The sequence below is a fragment of the Ensifer sp. VA4 genome (assembly GCF_055710065.1).
This window is the reverse complement of record NZ_JBVQPO010000007.1, coordinates 205,718-222,859: the sequence shown is the minus strand read 5'-3', so window position 1 is coordinate 222,859 and position 17,142 is coordinate 205,718. Positions and strand designations below refer to the sequence as shown.

At 64.1% G+C, this 17,142-nt stretch carries 15 protein-coding genes; 12 read left to right on the top strand and 3 right to left on the bottom strand.

Annotated features, from left to right (window positions below; all coding sequences use genetic code 11):
* Positions 1-56 precede the first annotated feature (56 nt).
* The 11 genes from AC0C6X_RS14360 to AC0C6X_RS14310 all read left to right on the top strand — a co-directional run bounded on the left by AC0C6X_RS14360 (position 57) and on the right by AC0C6X_RS14310 (position 13,130).
* On the top strand, positions 57-2,378 hold the full coding sequence (locus AC0C6X_RS14360) for a bifunctional salicylyl-CoA 5-hydroxylase/oxidoreductase (protein WP_472953799.1): 2,322 nt from the start codon (positions 57-59) through the stop codon (positions 2,376-2,378).
* The gene (locus AC0C6X_RS14355; protein WP_247958782.1) at positions 2,375-3,151 is read left to right on the top strand and encodes an SDR family NAD(P)-dependent oxidoreductase; all 777 of its coding nucleotides are present in this window, start codon (positions 2,375-2,377) and stop codon (positions 3,149-3,151) included. Before AC0C6X_RS14360 ends, AC0C6X_RS14355 begins: the two co-directional genes overlap by 4 nt.
* Position 3,152: 1 nt before the next feature.
* Entirely contained in the window at positions 3,153-3,995 is an 843-nt protein-coding gene (locus AC0C6X_RS14350) for an enoyl-CoA hydratase family protein (RefSeq protein ID WP_472953694.1), read from the top strand.
* Positions 3,996-3,997: 2 nt separating this feature from the next.
* Entirely contained in the window at positions 3,998-5,191 is a 1,194-nt protein-coding gene (locus AC0C6X_RS14345) for an acyl-CoA dehydrogenase family protein (RefSeq protein WP_472953693.1), read from the top strand.
* Positions 5,192-5,205: 14 nt separating this feature from the next.
* Positions 5,206-6,393, top strand: coding sequence for an acyl-CoA dehydrogenase (locus AC0C6X_RS14340; protein ID WP_472953691.1), 1,188 nt, complete (start codon positions 5,206-5,208; stop codon positions 6,391-6,393).
* 10 nt (positions 6,394-6,403) lie between these two features.
* Positions 6,404-6,832, top strand: coding sequence for an acyl-CoA thioesterase (locus tag AC0C6X_RS14335; RefSeq protein WP_472953690.1), 429 nt, complete (start codon positions 6,404-6,406; stop codon positions 6,830-6,832).
* Positions 6,810-7,205, top strand: a complete 396-nt coding sequence (locus tag AC0C6X_RS14330) for a RidA family protein (protein WP_173519042.1) — start codon at positions 6,810-6,812, stop codon at positions 7,203-7,205. Before AC0C6X_RS14335 ends, AC0C6X_RS14330 begins: the two co-directional genes overlap by 23 nt.
* Before the next feature lie 11 nt (positions 7,206-7,216).
* Positions 7,217-9,199: a 3-hydroxyacyl-CoA dehydrogenase NAD-binding domain-containing protein gene (locus tag AC0C6X_RS14325; protein ID WP_472953688.1), complete on the top strand. Its 1,983-nt coding sequence runs from the start codon at positions 7,217-7,219 to the stop codon at positions 9,197-9,199.
* On the top strand, positions 9,192-10,394 hold the full coding sequence (gene pcaF / locus AC0C6X_RS14320) for a 3-oxoadipyl-CoA thiolase (protein ID WP_472953685.1): 1,203 nt from the start codon (positions 9,192-9,194) through the stop codon (positions 10,392-10,394). Before AC0C6X_RS14325 ends, pcaF begins: the two co-directional genes overlap by 8 nt.
* Before the next feature lie 231 nt (positions 10,395-10,625).
* Positions 10,626-10,748: a hypothetical protein gene (locus AC0C6X_RS14315; RefSeq protein ID WP_282439093.1), complete on the top strand. Its 123-nt coding sequence runs from the start codon at positions 10,626-10,628 to the stop codon at positions 10,746-10,748.
* A gap of 312 nt (positions 10,749-11,060) precedes the next feature.
* Complete coding sequence (locus tag AC0C6X_RS14310) at positions 11,061-13,130, top strand: ATP-dependent helicase (protein ID WP_472953684.1); 2,070 nt, start codon at positions 11,061-11,063, stop codon at positions 13,128-13,130.
* A gap of 60 nt (positions 13,131-13,190) precedes the next feature.
* On the opposite strand, the gene AC0C6X_RS14305 is transcribed toward AC0C6X_RS14310, so the two are convergent.
* Genes AC0C6X_RS14305 through AC0C6X_RS14295 form a run of 3 tightly spaced genes read right to left on the bottom strand, consistent with a single transcriptional unit; the run spans position 13,191 to position 15,942 of the window.
* Positions 13,191-13,967, bottom strand: a complete 777-nt coding sequence (locus AC0C6X_RS14305) for an SDR family oxidoreductase (RefSeq protein ID WP_472953683.1) — start codon at positions 13,965-13,967, stop codon at positions 13,191-13,193.
* A gap of 11 nt (positions 13,968-13,978) precedes the next feature.
* Positions 13,979-15,127: a galactonate dehydratase gene (gene dgoD, locus AC0C6X_RS14300; protein WP_173519046.1), complete on the bottom strand. Its 1,149-nt coding sequence runs from the start codon at positions 15,125-15,127 to the stop codon at positions 13,979-13,981.
* A 53-nt stretch (positions 15,128-15,180) separates the two neighbouring features.
* Positions 15,181-15,942 carry a FadR/GntR family transcriptional regulator gene (locus tag AC0C6X_RS14295; protein ID WP_247958784.1) on the bottom strand — a complete coding sequence of 254 codons (762 nt, stop codon included), beginning with the start codon at positions 15,940-15,942 and terminating at the stop codon, positions 15,181-15,183.
* Between the two features lie 193 nt (positions 15,943-16,135).
* On the opposite strand from AC0C6X_RS14295, the gene AC0C6X_RS14290 reads away from it, so the two are divergent.
* On the top strand, positions 16,136-17,119 hold the full coding sequence (locus AC0C6X_RS14290) for an arabinose ABC transporter substrate-binding protein (protein ID WP_472953679.1): 984 nt from the start codon (positions 16,136-16,138) through the stop codon (positions 17,117-17,119).
* Positions 17,120-17,142: the final 23 nt, after the last annotated feature.

The following is a 17,142-nucleotide window of genomic DNA, read 5'->3' as shown; positions in this document are numbered from 1 at the left end:
CGGCCAACGGCATCTCGACGGCGACACGCGCAGCCGGAGCTCGGGAGGAGAACCATATGCGGATCGTCTGTATCGGTGGCGGGCCGGCGGGCCTGTATTTTGCGCTGCTGATGAAGCGCCAGGACCCGGAACACCACGTCACCGTCGTCGAGCGGAACCGCGCCTTCGATACCTTCGGCTGGGGCGTCGTCTTCTCCGATCAGACCATGCAGTCGATGCGGCAATGGGATCCGGAGACGGCCGAGGCGATCGAGGTCTCGTTCAACCACTGGGACGATATCGAGCTGGTCTTCAAGGGCCGCAAGATCCGCACGACCGGCCATGGCTTCGTCGGCATCGGCCGCAAGAAGATGCTCAACATCCTCCAGGACCGCTGCCTCGAACTCGGCGTCGAGCTCCTGTTCGAGCAGGACGTCGAAAGTGACGAGCAGTTTTCCGATGCGGACCTGATCATTGCCTCCGATGGTGTCAACTCGCGGATTCGCAACAAGTATGCAGACGTCTTCCGGCCCGACATGGTCGTTCGGCCGAACCGCTATGTCTGGCTCGGCACGAACAAAAAGTTCGACGCCTTCACCTTTGACTTCCAGCGCACCGAACATGGCTGGTTCCAGGCACATATCTACCGCTTCGACGAAAACACCTCGACCTTCATCGTCGAGACCACCGACGAAGTGTTCAAGGCCCATGGCCTCGACCGGATGGACCAGGAGCAGTCGATCGCGTTCTGCGAGAAGCTCTTTGCCGAAACCCTCGACGGCCACAGGCTGATGACCAATGCGCGGCACCTGCGCGGCTCCGCCTGGCTGAACTTCGGCCGGCTGATCTGCGAGAAGTGGAGCCACTTCAACGGCCGCAGTCACGTCGTCTTGATGGGCGACAGCGCTCACACCGCCCACTTCGCCATCGGCTCAGGCACCAAGCTTGCGATCGACGATGCGATCGAGCTCACCCGGCAGTTCGACATCCTCGGCCACGACAAGGCCAATATCCCCGCGGTGCTCGCTGCCTATGAGGAGGTGCGCCGCGTCGATGTGGCCCGCATCCAGAATGCGGCCCGCAACGCGATGGAATGGTTCGAAGTGGTCGGCACGCGCTATGCCGACACGCTGGAGCCCGAACAGTTCATGTATTCGATGCTGACCCGCTCGCAGCGCATCAGCCACGAAAACCTTCGCCTGCGCGACAAGCACTGGCTCGAAAGCTTCGAGCGCTGGTTTGCCGAACGCGCCGGCGTCGAGCCGGCCGCAAACGGGGCGGTCCCGCCGCCGATGTTCACGCCATTCCGGCTCCGCGGCCTGACGCTCAAGAACCGCATCGTGGTTTCGCCAATGGCGATGTATTCGGCGACCGACGGCGTGCCGAACGATTTTCACCTGGTGCATCTCGGCGCACGCGCCATGGGAGGGGCTGCTCTCGTCTTCCCGGAAATGACCTGCGTCTCGGCCGATGCCCGCATCACGCCCGGATGCCTAGGGCTCTGGAACGACGAGCAGACATTAGCTTTCAAGCGCATCGTCGACTTTGTGCACCAGCAAACCCCCGCCAAGATCGGCATCCAGCTCGGCCATGCCGGGCGCAAGGGCGCGACCAAGGTGCCCTGGGAGGGGATCGACCAGCCCCTTGACCAGGGCGGTTGGCCGCTCATTTCCGCGTCCGCCCTGCCCTATCTCAAGCATTCCGACACGCCGCGCGAAATGACCCGTGCCGACATGGACCGCGTCGTCGCCGACTTCGTCCAGGCGACGGAACGCGCCCGCGATCTCGGCTTCGACATCCTCGAACTGCACGTGGCGCACGGCTACCTGCTGTCGAGTTTCCTGTCGCCGCTCACCAATCTGCGCACCGACGAATATGGCGGCGATCATGCGGCGCGAGCCCGCTTCCCGCTCGAAGTCTTCCGCGCGGTCCGCAAGGCGTGGCCAGATGACAGGCCTATGTCGGTGCGCCTCTCGACGCACGACTGGCACGAGGGCGGCAACACGCCCGAGGACGCGACGATCTTCGCCCGTCTGTTCAAGGAGGCCGGCGCCGACATGATCGATTGCTCGTCCGGTCAAGTGGTGAAGGAAGAAAAGCCGGTCTACGGCCGGCTGTTCCAGACGCCATTTTCCGACAAGATCCGCAACGAGATCCAGGTTCCGACCATTGCCGTCGGGGCGATCTCCGAAGCCGACCACGCCAATTCGATCATCGCCGCCGGCCGTGCCGATCTCTGCGCGATTGCGCGTCCGCATCTGGCTGACCCCTCCTTCGTCATGCATGAGGCGGCAAAGATCGGCTATGACGGCCAGCCCTGGCCGAAGCAGTACCACTCCGCCCGGGCGCAATATGTGAACAACCTGGCGCGTGCGGCGAGTTCGGCGGGCAAGCCATGAGCAAGAGGCACGCCCTCGTCACAGGCGCCGGCAGCGGTATCGGCAAGGCGATCGCGCTGGCGCTCGCCGCCGAAGGCCATGTCGTCAGCCTCGCCGGACGCCGCGCTATGCCGCTCGAAGCCGTACGGGACGAAATCGCTGCTGCGGGCGGACAAGCCCTTGTCCACGGCGGCTTCGATGTAACCGACCCGGAGGCCGTCGAGCAGGGCATTGCGGCCGCGATCGCTGAAGCCGGAGAGATCGCCGTTCTCGTCAACTGCGCTGGCGAGGCACCCTCGACCCCGTTCGAGAAGACCGATCTCGCACTCTGGCAGCGCGTGCTCTCGATCAACCTGACCGGGGTTTTTCTGGTGACGCAGGCAGCGCTTGCCTCCGTGCGCCGGGCCGGAAACGGCCGGATCGTCAATGTGGCAAGCACGGCGGGTCTCACGGGCTATGTCTATGTTTCGGCCTATTGTGCATCGAAACATGGTGTCGTTGGCCTGACGCGCGCTTTGGCGCTCGAGCTTGCCCGCACCGACGTGACCGTCAATGCCGTTTGCCCCGGCTTTACCGACACACCGCTGATCGACGGCGCGCTCGATACGATCAGCGAAAAGACCGGTCGCTCGCGCGAGGAAGCCCGTGCCAGCCTTGCCCGTTCCAACCCGCAGGGGCGCCTGGTGACGCCCGACGAGGTCGCCCACACGGTCTCCTGGCTGGTTTCGGAAAGAGCGACGGCGATCACCGGCCAGGCGATTGCGGTCGCCGGCGGCGAAGTTCTTGGAGGATAAGATGACAAACCCGATGCAGGCCAAGAAGCGCGCCTTCAAGGACCACAAGGCCAAGCAATTTCTGTTCGAAACGGATGCCGACGGCCGGGTCGCCACAATCACGCTCAATCGCCCGGAAAAGAAGAACCCGCTGACCTTCGAGAGCTACGAGGAGCTTTGCGATCTCTTCCGGTCACTCGCCCGCGCCAGCGACGTGCGCGCCGTGGTGCTGACCGGCGCCAGCGACAACTTCTCCTCGGGCGGCGATGTCTTCGAGATCATCGAACCGCTGACGCGCATGTCGATGCCCGATCTCCTGGATTTCACCCGCATGACCGGCGAATTGGTGCGCCAGATCCGCGCCTGCCCCCAGCCGGTCATCGCTGCGGTCGACGGTATCTGCGCCGGCGCCGGGGCGATCCTGGCGATGGCTTCCGATTTCCGCGTGGCCACACCGGAAGCAAAGACGGCCTTTCTCTTCACTCGTGTCGGGCTGGCGGGTGCCGACATGGGCGCCTGTGGCATTCTTCCCCGCATCATCGGCCAGGGCCGCGCGACAGAACTGCTTTTCAGCGGGCGGGTGATGACCGCGACGGAGGGACATGCCTGGGGCTTCTACAACGCGCTGCACGAACGCCCGTCGCTGCTTGGCGAGGCGCAGAAGTTCGCGCGCAGCATCGCCGACGGCCCCTGGTTCGCCCATGCGATGACGAAAAAGATGCTCGACCAGGAATGGGCAATGGGCATCGACCAACTGATTGAATCGGAAGCCCAGGCTCAGGCGATCTGCATGGCGACCGGCGACTTCCGCCGCGCCTTCGAGGCCTTTGCCGCCAAGGCGAAGCCGGAATTCAAGGGGAACTAAGCATGGGTTCCCATGATACGGTTCTGGGCTCGCCGACACGCGACCATCTCGACTGGCCGTTCTACGACGACAGCCACCGCGCGCTTGCCACTGAGCTGGATGACTTCGTAGCCCGTGGCGGCCTCGGCGGAATTGATCATGCAGATGCCGATGCAGCCTGCCAACATCTGGTCGCAGCGCTGGGCAGGGCAGGCGTGCTTCGCCATTGCGTGCCGAAAGCCTTCGGCGGCGTGAGCGAAGAGATCGACAGCCGCGCGCTCTGCCTCATCCGCGAGACCCTTGCCTATACCGACGGCCTTGCCGACTTCGCCTTCGCCATGCAGGGGCTCGGCACCGGCGCGATCAGCCTTTCCGGCCCCGAGGCGCTGAAGCGGACGGTTCTGCAGAAGGTCGCCCGCGGCGAGTGGATTTCCGCCTTTGCCCTATCGGAGCCCGAGGCGGGATCGGACGTGGCGGCGATGGCCTGTGCAGCTCGCCGCGACGGTGATCACTTCGTGCTCGATGGCGAGAAAACCTGGATCTCGAACGGCGGCATTGCCGACGTCTACACCGTCTTTGCCCGCACCGGCGAAGCGCCCGGCACACGCGGCATTTCCGCCTTCGTGGTTTTCGCCGACACGCCCGGCTTCACAATCGCCGAACGCATCGAGACGATCGCGCCGCATCCGCTTGCTCGGCTCCGCTTCGACAATTGCCGCATCCCGGCCTCGCAGCTTCTCGGGTCCCCCGGTGAAGGCTTCAAGATCGCCATGCGCACGCTCGACATCTTCCGCCCGTCCGTCGCGGCGGCGGCGATCGGTTTTGCCCGCCGCGCGCTCGACGAGGCAGTGGCGCATGCAAAGAACCGCAAGATGTTCGGCGCGACCCTTGCCGATCTGCCGACGGCGCAAAGCACGCTTGGCGAGATGGCGACCGCAATCGACACTGCGGCACTTCTCACCTGCCGCACAGCGTGGCAACGCGACGTGCGGAAGCGGCCGACGACGCGCGAGGCGGCGATGGCCAAGATGACCGCGACCGAGAACGCGCAATGGGTCATCGACCAGGCCCTGCAGCTCTTTGGCGGTCGCGGCGTGCGCGTCGGCGAAATCACCGAACGGCTCTATCGCGAGATTCGCGCGCTCAGGATCTACGAGGGCGCGACCGAGGTTCAAAAGCTCATCATCGGCCGCGAGCTGATGAAGGGCCGATCATGAAGGGGATGTCGAACATGCATGGTTCGAAGGCGTCATTCGACTGGCAGGATCCATTCAACCTGGATGCGCAGTTGACCGAGGAAGAACGCATGGTGCGGCGCACCGCGCAAGGCTATGCCGAAGATCGGCTGGCGCCGCGCGTGCAGGAGGCCTTCCGCCACGAAAAGACCGACCCGTCGATCTTCGCCGAGATGGGCGAACTCGGCCTGCTGGGGCCGATGGTGTCAGAGGCGTATGGTGGGGCCGGCCTCAACTATGTCTCCTACGGCCTGATCGCCCGCGAGATCGAGCGCATCGACAGCGGCTACCGCTCGATGATGAGCGTGCAGTCCTCCCTGGTGATCGTACCGATCTACACCTTCGGCAGCGAAGACCAGAAGCGCAAATACCTGCCTGGCCTGATTGCCGGCACCAAGATCGGCTGCTTCGGCCTGACGGAACCCGACCATGGTTCCGATCCCGGGTCAATGATCACCAAAGCGGCCAAGGTCGACGGCGGTTATCTGCTCTCCGGCTCCAAGACCTGGATCTCCAACGCCCCGATCGCCGACGTCTTCGTCGTCTGGGCAAAAACCGCCGATGGCGCGATCCGTGGCTTCATACTCGAAAAGGGATGGAAGGGTCTGAGCGCACCGGCAATCCACGGCAAGGTGGGTCTGCGGGCATCGATCACCGGCCAGATCGTCATGGACGAGGTCTTCGTTCCGGACGAAAACATGCTGCCTGATGTGGCTGGGCTGAAAGGCCCCTTCACCTGCCTCAACTCCGCCCGTTTCGGCATCGCCTGGGGCGCCCTCGGTGCAGCCGAGTCCTGCTACGAGTCGGCACGCCAATACGTCATCGATCGCAAGCAGTTCGGCCGGCCGCTTGCCGCCAATCAGCTGATCCAGAAGAAACTCGCGGACATGGCGACGGAGATTGCTCTTGGTCTCCAGGGGTGTTTGCGCCTCGGACGGATGAAGGACGAGGGAAATCCGCCGGTCGAGTTAACGTCGATCCTCAAGCGGAACTCCTGCGGCAAAGCGCTGGAGATCGCCAGGATCGCGCGCGACATGCTCGGCGGCAACGGCATTTCGGACGAGTTTCCGGTGGCCCGCCATCTCGTCAACCTCGAAGTGGTCAACACCTATGAGGGCACGCACGACATCCACGCACTGATCCTCGGTCGCGCCATCACCGGCATCGCCGCTTTCGCGAACTGAGGTCGGATCCATGTTCAGGACCAAGAGACCGCTGCGTTTCGGAGACTGCGATCCCTCGGGGATCGCCTATTTCCCGTCCTACCTCCACATCCTTGTCGGGGTGACGGAGGACTTCTTCGCGTCGCTCGGCTTTCCCTGGAAGGCGATGAACGACGAGCGGCGCATCGGCGTGCCGACGGTGCGCCTCGATCTCACCTTCGTTCGCCCCGGCTTCCAGGGCGACGAGCTCGATTTTGCGCTGGCGGTCCGCGGTATCGGCCGGTCGTCGCTCGATATGGAGCATAGGGTCTTGGCCAGAGACACCGTGCTTTGGACGGCGAAACAGCGGGTCGTTGCCACCTCGCTCGACAATCACGCTTCTTTGGCATGGCCGGACGACATCCGCGCTGCGCTGACACAACATCTGGAGACGACCGATGCACACCATCCTGCAACCTGAAGGCTGGGCAAAGCCCATCGGTTATGCCAACGGCGTGGCTGCAACGGGCCGCACCGTTTTCGTCGGCGGCCAGATTGGCTGGAACGCGCAGTCCGAGTTCGAGACCGACGATTTCGTCGAGCAGGTGCGCCAGACGCTGAAGAACGTCGTCGCGGTGCTCGCCGCCGGCGGCGCCGAGCCGCATCACATCACCACGATGACCTGGTACTTCACCGACAAGCAGGAATATGTCGGCAACCTTCGCGGCATCGGCCAGGCCTATCGCGAGATCATCGGCCGGCATTTCCCGGCCATGGCCGCGATGCAGGTGGTGGCGCTCGTCGAAGACCGCGCCAAGATCGAGATCCAGGCCACCGCCGTCGTTCCTGATTGAGGCTTGCCGACATGGCCGAGATCCGATTTTCCGAGAGCGTTTCCGCCCGCCTTGAAGCGGGTGTCCTCGTCGTCACCATCGATAACCCGCCCGTCAACACACTCTCCGCGCATGTTCGCTCCGGCCTGGTGGCGGCGCTCGATCATGCGGCCAATCTTCCAGCGGTCGCAGGCGTCGTGATCGCGGGCGCCGGCAACACCTTCATCGGTGGCGCCGATATCAGGGAGTTCGGCAAACCACCGATCGAGCCGACGCTTCCGGAGGTGATCGAGCGTATCGAGACATTCGACAAATCGGTCGTCTCGGCCGTCAATGGTGCGGCCCTTGGCGGCGGCTGCGAGGTAGCGCTCGCCTGCCATGGCCGCGTTGCCGGCGGGAAGGCATCGTTCGGTCTGCCCGAAGTCAAACTCGGCCTTGTCCCGGGCGCCGGCGGCACGCAGCGCCTGCCGCGTCTGGTCGGCATGATCGCGGCGATCGATCTCATTGGTACCGGACGGGCCGTCAAGGCGGCCGAAGCTGTGACGCTTGGCCTTGCCGACAGCATTGCCGCCGATCCGGTAGATGCTGCACTGGCTTTTGTGCAGGAACATGTCGGCAAGCCGCTCCGTCGGACCGGCATGATCGCCGTTCCCTCGGCGGACGCCGCCGCGCTCAGCGCGGCGGAAGCAAAGGTCCTGGCAAAAGCCCGGGGCCAAGCGGCTCCCACCGAGGCGGTTCGCCTCGTCAAGGCAGCCGGCGAAGTCGACCTGAAACAAGGGCTGACGGAGGAACGGGCAAGCTTCCTGCGTTTGCGTGATTCAGCAGAGTCCGCGGCCCTCCGGCACGTGTTCTTTGCCGAGCGCGCCGCCGGCAAGGTCGAGGGACTCGACAAGGTATCGCCCAGGCCGATCGAGACGGTCGGCGTGGTTGGCGCGGGGTTGATGGGATCCGGTATCGCCGTCTCCGCCCTGGTCTCCGGCTATCGCGTGGTGGCACTCGAGCAGACGGAAGAAGCGGCCGCCAGCGGGCGGGCACGCACTACCGAGACCCTCGACAGGACCGTGCGCTCCGGACGGCTGACGGCGGGCGGCCGCGACGACTGCCTCGCGCGGCTGCAGACAACAACAGAAGCGGAAGACCTCGGGAATGCCGACCTCGTCATCGAAGCGGTGTTCGACGATATCAAGGTCAAGACGGAGCTGTTTCAGAGGCTCGACGGCATCGTCGCCCCCAGCGCCATTCTCGCAACCAACACAAGCTACCTCGACCCTGATGCGATTGCCGCGGCGACAGTCGATCCCTCGCGCGTTGTCGGCCTGCACTTCTTCTCGCCCGCCAACGTCATGCGGCTCGTCGAAGTCGTCGATTGCGCCAGGACAGCGCCCGACGTGCTGGCGACGGCCCTTGCCTTCGTCAAACGCCTCGGCAAGCTGCCGATCGTTTGCGGTGTGACCGAAGGTTTCATCGGCAACCGCATCTTCTCCGCCTATCGCCGCGAGGCGGAGTTCATGCTGGAGGATGGGGCACTGCCGCAGGAGATCGATGCCGCGCTCGAGGCCTATGGTTTTCCGATGGGGATCTTCGCCGTCAACGACATGGCCGGGCTCGAGATCGCCTGGGCGCGCCGCAAGCGCCAGGCGGCGACACGCGACCCCGCCGCGCGTTATGTCGAGATCGCTGACAGGCTCTGCGAAGCGGGACGTCTCGGCCGCAAGAGCGGGCGCGGCTGGTACGCCTATCCCGATGGCGAGCGCACCGCCGATCCCGAGGTTACGGCGGTGATCGAAGCGGCGCGAGCGGTGAAGAACATCACGCCGCGCGATTTCACCGCGGCCGAGATCATGAGCCGGCTTTTGAAGGCGATGGCCGACGAGGGAACGGCCCTGCTGGCAGAAGGCATTGCCGCACGCCCCGGTGACATCGATCTGGTGCTGATCAACGGCTACGGCTTTCCCGCACACAAGGGCGGGCCAATGTTCGCCGCAGAGCAAAGCAAGGACAAATCCCATGGGTGAAGCCTATATCGTCGGCGGCGTCCGCACCCCCATCGGCCGTTATGGCGGCGCGCTCGCGAGCGTGCGCCCGGACGATCTAGCGGCCCACGTGATCCGCGAGGCGCTGGCGCGTGTTGCGTCCGTGCCGGCCGAAGCGGTCGACGAGGTCGTGCTCGGCTGTGCCAACCAGGCGGGCGAAGACAACCGCAATGTCGCGCGCATGGCCTCCTTGCTTGCGGGATTGCCGGATACGGTTGCCGGAACGACGATCAACAGGCTCTGCGGCTCCGGGCTGGATGCAGTCGGCTATGCCGCCCGCGCGATCCGGCTCGGCGAGGCGGAGATCGTTGTCGCCGGCGGCGTCGAGAGCATGTCGCGCGCGCCCTTCGTCATGGCGAAGGCCGAAGGCCCGTTTCAGCGCAGCGCCGAAATCCACGATACGACCATCGGCTGGCGCTTCGTCAATCCCGTCATGAAGGACCTCTACGGCATCGACTCCATGCCGGAGACGGCTGAGAACGTCGCCGCCGAGTTTTCAATCTCGCGGGCCGACCAGGATGGTTTTGCGCTGCGCAGCCAGGCGCGTGCCGCGGCCGCACAAAAGAGCGGCCGGTTCGCCCGCGAAATCGCTCCCTACGCGATCAAGGGACGCAAGGGTGAGACGACGCTCGTCGAAGGAGACGAGCATCCGCGCGAAACGACGATCGAAAAGCTTGCCGGCCTGCCGACGCCGTTCCGCGTCAATGGCTCGGTGACCGCCGGCAACGCCTCCGGCGTCAACGATGGCGCGGCCGCGCTCATCGTTGCCTCCGCCCGCGCCGTCGAGCGCTACGGCCTTCGGCCTCTCGCACGGGTCGACGGGATGGCAACCGCGGGTGTTGCGCCGCTCATCATGGGCATCGGCCCGGTCTTTTCCACACGCAAGCTCCTGGAGCGCTTTGGCCTTGGCATCGGCGACATCGATATCGTCGAACTGAACGAGGCCTTCGCGGCGCAGGCTCTCGCCTGCATGCGTCAACTCGGGCTTGCCGACGATGCGCCCCACGTCAATCCGAATGGCGGCGCCATCGCGCTCGGCCATCCGCTGGGCATGTCCGGCGCGCGCCTGGCGCTGACGGCGGCATTGGAGCTCGAGGCGCAAGATGCGAAGCGTGCGGTCGCCACCATGTGCATCGGCGTCGGACAGGGCATCTCGATGCTGCTGACGCGGCCGTGACGCCCGCTTCCCGGAACATCGATGTCCAACGGCCGACCCGACCGCCGGGCGGCCGAGGCGAACCGCCTTCCGTTCGCGCCCGATTGCGCGGGCGGGAGGTACGTTCCACGGCCAGCACCTCGCGTGCAGAGGCGCGCCATCGACGCTCAGAAATAGCGTCCATAAGTTTACGCCCCCGTTACCAAATCCAGCCACCATCCTGTCAGGCATGATGCCGAGGGGAGAGCAATGATGGGCTATGATTGGGATGGCGCACGCGGGCGCCGCATGAAGATCGTGCGTTTTGGCACGGCCGTCGCTTTGGCTGCCCTTTTGGTATCGGTCGCGGCACAGGTCGTGACCCGGGCGATCTGAGCGTCGCAAACGGTTGAGCCTGTGCGGTGCACCGAAGGTGCAGATCTTTCCGGATGCCGAGATCAACAGTCCGGGATCTCGTTCTTGAGATCAAAAATCCCACCGTCCACGGCTCAGCTCCTGCATCGCAACCGGTGAAAGCCGGCGTGCCGGCTTTGCAGCGGCGAACGAAGCTGATACGTTCCATTTTTGTTCCGAGTCATCTGCTTCGCGCGGCGAGTCTGCGGCTACGAAGCGGAATCCGTGAAGTCTTTCAAAGGGATGAAACGGCGCGAGGAATTGGGGAATCTTGCTGACAACGCCTGGACACGAATGAGCGCCGCCTATCTCGAAAAACTGAACGACCGCCAGCGCGAGGCGGTGGTGCATGGTGTGGGATTGCCGCAAGGCGAAGTCGGCGGCCCTCTGCTGATCATCGCCGGTGCCGGTTCGGGCAAGACGAACACGCTCGCCCACCGGGTGGGACATCTGATCGTGAATGGCGCGGACCCGCGCCGCATCCTGCTGATGACCTTTTCCCGCCGCGCCGCCGCGGAAATGACGCGCCGGGTCGGGCGCATCTGCCGCCAGGTGCTCGGCGATAATGCCGCCGTCATGACCGATGCGCTTTCCTGGGCCGGCACGTTCCACGGGATTGGTGCGCGCATCCTCAGGATCTATGCCGAACAGATCGGCCTCGGCCCGGATTTCACCATCCATGATCGCGAAGACAGCGCCGATCTCATGAACCTCGTCCGCCACGAGCTCGGCTTCTCCAAGATGGAAAGCCGCTTTCCGACAAAGGGCACATGCCTTGCGATCTATTCGCGCGTTGTGAATTCGGACAGCTCGATCATCGACGTGCTGAAGACGGCCTATCCCTGGGCCACGAGCTGGGAACAGCAACTGAAGGAACTGTTTGCCGGCTATGTGGAGGCCAAGCAGGCGCAGAACGTGCTCGACTACGACGATCTGCTTCTCTACTGGGCGCAGATGGTTTCCGATGCGGAACTGGCGCAGGACATCAGCAGCCGATTCGAACATATCCTGGTCGATGAATATCAGGATACGAACCGCCTTCAGGCCTCGATCCTGCTGTCGCTCAAGCCCGAGGGCCATGGCCTGACGGTCGTCGGCGACGACGCCCAATCGATCTATTCCTTCCGGGCCGCGACGGTCCGCAACATCCTCGATTTCCCGAGTGCGTTTTCGCCGCAGCCGGCCGACGTCATCACGCTCGATCGAAATTATCGCTCGACCCAGCCGATTCTTGCGGCCGCCAATGGCGTCATCGGGCTTGCGCGGGAGCGGTTCACCAAGAACCTCTGGACGGACCGGCAGTCGGAGCAGCGCCCTCAGCTTGTCACCGTCAAGGACGAAACGGATCAGGCCGCCTACATCGTCGAGCAGGTTCTTGCCAACCGTGAGGTCGGCATGGCGCTGAAGCAGCAGGCAGTGCTGTTTCGCTCTGCCAACCACAGCGGCACGCTCGAAGTCGAGCTTACCCGCCGCAACATTCCCTTCGTGAAGTTCGGCGGCCTCAAGTTTCTCGACAGCGCCCATGTCAAGGATCTGCTGGCAACCTTGCGGTTCGCGCAGAACCCGCGTGACCGGGTCGCCGGCTTCCGTCTGTTGCAGATGCTGCCCGGAATCGGCCCACAGACCGCGGGCAAGATCCTCGACGCGATCGCCGCCGATCCGGAGCCGCTCGCAGCGCTCGCAGAAATCCCGGCGCCACCGAAGACCGGAGAAGATTGGGCAAGCTTCGTCGATCTCGTTTGCGCCCTCCGCAAAGCCGACACCGGATGGCCGGGAGAAATCGCGACGGCGCGGGCCTGGTACGAACCCCACCTCGACCGCATCCACGAAGACGCCGAAACGCGCAAGGCCGATCTCCTGCAGCTCGAGCAGATTGCCGGCGGCTACCAGAACCGGGAACGATTCCTGACCGAATTGACGCTGGATCCGCCGGACGCCACCAGCGACCAGGCAGGCGTGCCGCTGCTCGACGAGGACTATCTGATCCTCTCGACCATTCACTCGGCCAAGGGACAGGAATGGCGCTCGGTCTTCATGCTCAATGTCGTCGACGGCTGCATTCCGTCCGACTTGGGCGTCGGCACGACGGCCGAGCTCGAAGAGGAGCGGCGGCTGCTTTATGTCGGCATGACGCGGGCGCGCAACCACCTCGCGCTGGTGACGCCGCAGAGGTTTTTCACCTACGGCCAAAACAGCCAGGGCGACCGGCATGTTTACGCGTCAAGAACCCGCTTCATTCCAGCGACGCTGCTGCAGTTCTTCGAGACGACGAACTGGCCGAAGATCTCGGCGGCCGCCGGCGAACGCAGCGCCAAGCAGATCCGCATCGATGTCGGAGCCCGGATGCGCTCCATGTGGAAGTGAGGACGAGCCCGCGACCGCGATCCGCAGGAAACGGCGCGTATTTCAGTATGTTCCTGCGTCTCACGGATGGTGCAGTACGCTCATTCCGCCATCGACCGTGAGGCAGGTGGCGTTCATGAACGGGCACTCGTCCGAAATCATGAAGAGTGCCGCCTTGGCGATTTCCTCCGGCGTGGCGATGCGGCCGCCGGGATGGAGCTTCATCGTTTCCGCCTCCGCCGCGACCGGGTCCGGAAAGCTGTTCCAGTAATCCACGACCTTCTGAGTCCTGACATATCCCGGTGCCAGTGCATTCACCCGCACGGCCTGGCCGGCATATTCCAGCCCCAGCGCCTTGGTCATGCCGAGAAGCGCATGCTTGGCGACGGGGTAGGGAAAGGTGTGCGGAATGATGGTGAAGGCGTGGGTGGAGGCGATGTTGAGGATGACGCCGCCGCCGGCCGCGATCATTCCCGGCAGCACCGCCTTGCTGCAGTTCCACGCGCCCTTGAGATTGATGTCGAAGCAACGCTGCCAATCAGCATCGGAGAGTTTCAGCGGCTCGAAGAACGCGTTGATGCCGGCATTGTTGACGAGTGCATTCGGCTGGCCGATCTCACGGGCGGCAGTGGCGACCGCTTGCTCGATGGCATCCGCATCGGTGATATCGGCCGCGGTGTAGCCGACCTTTCCGCCCGTCGCGCGCAGCCGCACGGCCTCGTTCGCCAGCAGATCGCCGTCGCGGTCGATGAGGAAGAGGCTCGCGCCTTCCGCAAGGAAGGCCTCGGCGATGGCGAGGCCGATGCCCTGTGCCGCACCGGTGATGACGACGCGCTTGCCCTCGAGACGACCCGCCATGTCCGCGCTCCTCACCACTCGGCGACGCTGCCGTCGGCATGGCGCCAGATCGGATTACGCCAGCGATGACCTTCCTTGGCCCGTTCGACGACATATTGTTCGTCCACTTCGATGCCGAGGCCGGGGCCTTGCGGGATCGACACGAAACCATCCGCGTAGTGGAACACTTCCTTATTCGAGATGTAGTCGAGGATATCGTTGGCCTCGTTGTAGTGGATGCCGAGGCTCTGTTCCTGGATGAAGGCGTTATAGCTCACGGCGTCGACCTGGAGGCAGGCGGCCAGCGCGATCGGTCCGAGCGGGCAATGCGGCGCCAGCGCCACGTCATAGGCTTCCGCCATCGCCGCGATCTTGCGGCACTCGGTAATCCCTCCCGCATGCGAAAGGTCCGGCTGCAGGATGTCGACATAGCCGTCTGACAGCACCGACTTGAAGTCCCATCGCGAATAAAGCCTCTCGCCAAGAGCGATCGGGGTCGAGCAATGGTTGGCGATTTCCTTCAGCGCCTCGCGATTTTCCGAAAGCACCGGCTCCTCGATGAACATCAGGTTGAAGGGCTGCAGTTCCTTCGCCAGCACCTTGGCCATCGGCCGGTGCACGCGGCCGTGGAAATCGACGCCGATGCCGATATGCGGGCCGATCGCCTCGCGGATCGTCGCGATGGTTTCGACCGCCTTTTCCACCTTCTCCCAGGTGTCGACGATCTGCATTTCCTCGCAGCCATTGAGCTTGATGGCCTTGAAGCCGCGGGCGACGACGTCGCGGGCATTGTTGGCGACATCCGACGGACGGTCGCCGCCGATCCAGGAATAGACCTTGATACGGTCACGCACCTGACCACCAAGCAGCGCATGGATCGGCTGACCATAGGCCTTGCCCTTGATGTCCCAGAGCGCCTGGTCGATGCCGGCAAGCGCGGACATATGCACCGCGCCGCCGCGATAGAAGCCGCCGCGGTACATGACCTGCCAATGATCTTCGATCAGCAGCGGATCCTTGCCAATCAGGTAGTCCGAGAGTTCGTTCACCGCCGCTTCCACGGTCAGCGCACGCCCCTCGACGACCGGCTCGCCCCAGCCGACGATGCCCTCGTCGGTCTCGATCTTTAGGAACAGCCAACGCGGCGGGACGATGTAGGTCGTGAGCTTGGTGATTTTCATGGTGCGATATCCGCTGGGTGCAAGAAGGCGGCGACGGCCGCAAGGAAAAAGGGTCAGCGCGCCGAAGGGGCGGGCCGGTGACGTTCGACGGCAAGCTTGAGGTCGCGGGCCGCAAGGTCGAGCATGCGCATCGAACAGTCGCGCGCCCGTGCCTTGTCGCGCAGGCGCAGCGCCTCGACCAGCTCGCCGTGAATATCGACAGCTTCGTCACGACGATCGGCCACTTCGTTGGAAGCATGCAGCGAGAACTTCAGCGCTGCCTGGATGATGCCGACCAGCTGCAGAAAAACCTGGTTGTGGCTGGCTTTGAGCAGGCAGGTATGAAAGGCGACGTCGGCGTCGGTGAAACCGATCAGATCCCGCTCGCCGTCACGCATCCCCTGCCAGGCGCGCTCGAGATCGGCGATCTCCTGCACGGTCGCGCGCTCGGCTGCAAATTCCGCCGCTGCCGGCTCGATCGCCCGGCGCGCCTCCAGAATGCAGTTCAACAGATCGAATTCGAAGATGCGTTCACCGATCCATTCGAGCACCTGAGAATCGAGGATGTTCCATTCGTCCTTGTTGCAGACGATCGTGCCGACCCGGGAACGGCCGCGCACCATTCCCTTCGATTCCAGCACCTTCAGGGTCTCGCGGATCACGGTCCGGCTGACGCCATAGCGATCGCAAAGATCGTTTTCGCGTGGAAGGAACGAACCGACCGGGAAGATATCGGCGCAGATGTCCGAGGCGATGGCGCGCGTCACATTCTTTTGAACGCGGGGGCGGCGCTGGCCGCGCTCCTCAATGGCACTTTGGTCCTGCTGCTCTTCCACCGCCACTTTTCCTCTCCCCTCGCATCTCCTCGTCGCTGAATAGCGCAGACGCCGGAACGCAACAACGCGCCGAAGCACACTGCTATCGTTATACACCACTAGCTCATTCATCATACAAAGGCAATTGACGAATATGATGATTCATCATACACAAATGCTTACTGCAGGAGGCAGTTCACCAGGGAGAGACATCATGCGCTTTATCAAGGCAGCCATTCTGGCTGGTACCGTCGCCGTGCTCACGGCTACCTCGGCCTTTGCTGCCGACGTCAAGATCGGCTTCATCGTCAAGCAGCCGGAAGAGCCGTGGTTCCAGGATGAATGGAAGTTCGCCGACGTCGCCGCCAAGGAAAAAGGCTTCACCCTCGTCAAGATCGGCGCCGAAGACGGCGAGAAGGTGCAGTCGGCGATCGACAACCTCGGCGCCCAGGGCGCGCAGGGCTTCATCGTCTGCACACCAGATGTCAAGCTCGGCCCCGGCATCGTCGCCAAGGCCGCCGCCAACGAACTCAAGCTGATGACCGTCGACGACCGGCTGGTCAACGCCGATGGCAGCCCGATCGAAGACGTTCCGCATATGGGCATTTCCGCGACGAAGATCGGCGAGGCCGTCGGCCAGGCGATCGTCGACGAGGTCAAGAAGCGCGGCTGGGACATGAAGGACGTCGGCGCCATCCGCGTTTCCTACGACCAGCTCCCGACGGCGGTCGACCGTGTCGAGGGTGCCCTTTCGGTGCTCAAGGCCAACGGCTTCCCGGAAGCCAACATCTTCGACGCGCCGCAGGCCAAGACCGATACGGAGGCGGCACTCAACGCCTCGACCATCGTCTTGAACAAGAACGCCGGCATCAAGACGTGGGTCGCGATCGGCCTCAATGACGAAGCGGTGCTCGGCGCCGTGCGCGCGACCGAGACGGTCGGCATTCCCGCCGACAACATGATCGGCGTCGGCATCGGCGGCGCGGATTCGGCGATCAACGAGTTCAAGAAGCCTACGGCTACCGGCTTCTTCGGCACGGTCATCATCTCACCGAAGCGTCACGGCTACGAAACCGCGCTCAACATGTATGAGTGGATCGCCAACGGCAAGGAGCCGGAAAAGCTGACACTGACCGCCGGTCAGCTTGCGCTGCGCGACAACTACGAAACCGTACGCAAGGACCTCGGCATCGAGTGATCGCGGTCCCGCGACACCAGATC

What these genes read in the sequence shown, in the direction of transcription:
- AC0C6X_RS14360 (WP_472953799.1), top strand. Translation starts at nt 57, where the DNA reads ATGCGGATCGTCTGTATCGGTGGCGGGCCGGCGGGCCTGTATTTTGCG.
- AC0C6X_RS14355 (WP_247958782.1), top strand. Translation starts at nt 2,375, where the DNA reads ATGAGCAAGAGGCACGCCCTCGTCACAGGCGCCGGCAGCGGTATCGGC.
- AC0C6X_RS14350 (WP_472953694.1), top strand. Translation starts at nt 3,153, where the DNA reads ATGACAAACCCGATGCAGGCCAAGAAGCGCGCCTTCAAGGACCACAAG.
- AC0C6X_RS14345 (WP_472953693.1), top strand. Translation starts at nt 3,998, where the DNA reads ATGGGTTCCCATGATACGGTTCTGGGCTCGCCGACACGCGACCATCTC.
- AC0C6X_RS14340 (WP_472953691.1), top strand. Translation starts at nt 5,206, where the DNA reads ATGCATGGTTCGAAGGCGTCATTCGACTGGCAGGATCCATTCAACCTG.
- AC0C6X_RS14335 (WP_472953690.1), top strand. Translation starts at nt 6,404, where the DNA reads ATGTTCAGGACCAAGAGACCGCTGCGTTTCGGAGACTGCGATCCCTCG.
- AC0C6X_RS14330 (WP_173519042.1), top strand. Translation starts at nt 6,810, where the DNA reads ATGCACACCATCCTGCAACCTGAAGGCTGGGCAAAGCCCATCGGTTAT.
- AC0C6X_RS14325 (WP_472953688.1), top strand. Translation starts at nt 7,217, where the DNA reads ATGGCCGAGATCCGATTTTCCGAGAGCGTTTCCGCCCGCCTTGAAGCG.
- pcaF (WP_472953685.1), top strand. Translation starts at nt 9,192, where the DNA reads ATGGGTGAAGCCTATATCGTCGGCGGCGTCCGCACCCCCATCGGCCGT.
- AC0C6X_RS14315 (WP_282439093.1), top strand. Translation starts at nt 10,626, where the DNA reads ATGGGCTATGATTGGGATGGCGCACGCGGGCGCCGCATGAAGATCGTG.
- AC0C6X_RS14310 (WP_472953684.1), top strand. Translation starts at nt 11,061, where the DNA reads ATGAGCGCCGCCTATCTCGAAAAACTGAACGACCGCCAGCGCGAGGCG.
- AC0C6X_RS14305 (WP_472953683.1), bottom strand. Translation starts at nt 13,967, where the DNA reads ATGGCGGGTCGTCTCGAGGGCAAGCGCGTCGTCATCACCGGTGCGGCA.
- dgoD (WP_173519046.1), bottom strand. Translation starts at nt 15,127, where the DNA reads ATGAAAATCACCAAGCTCACGACCTACATCGTCCCGCCGCGTTGGCTG.
- AC0C6X_RS14290 (WP_472953679.1), top strand. Translation starts at nt 16,136, where the DNA reads ATGCGCTTTATCAAGGCAGCCATTCTGGCTGGTACCGTCGCCGTGCTC.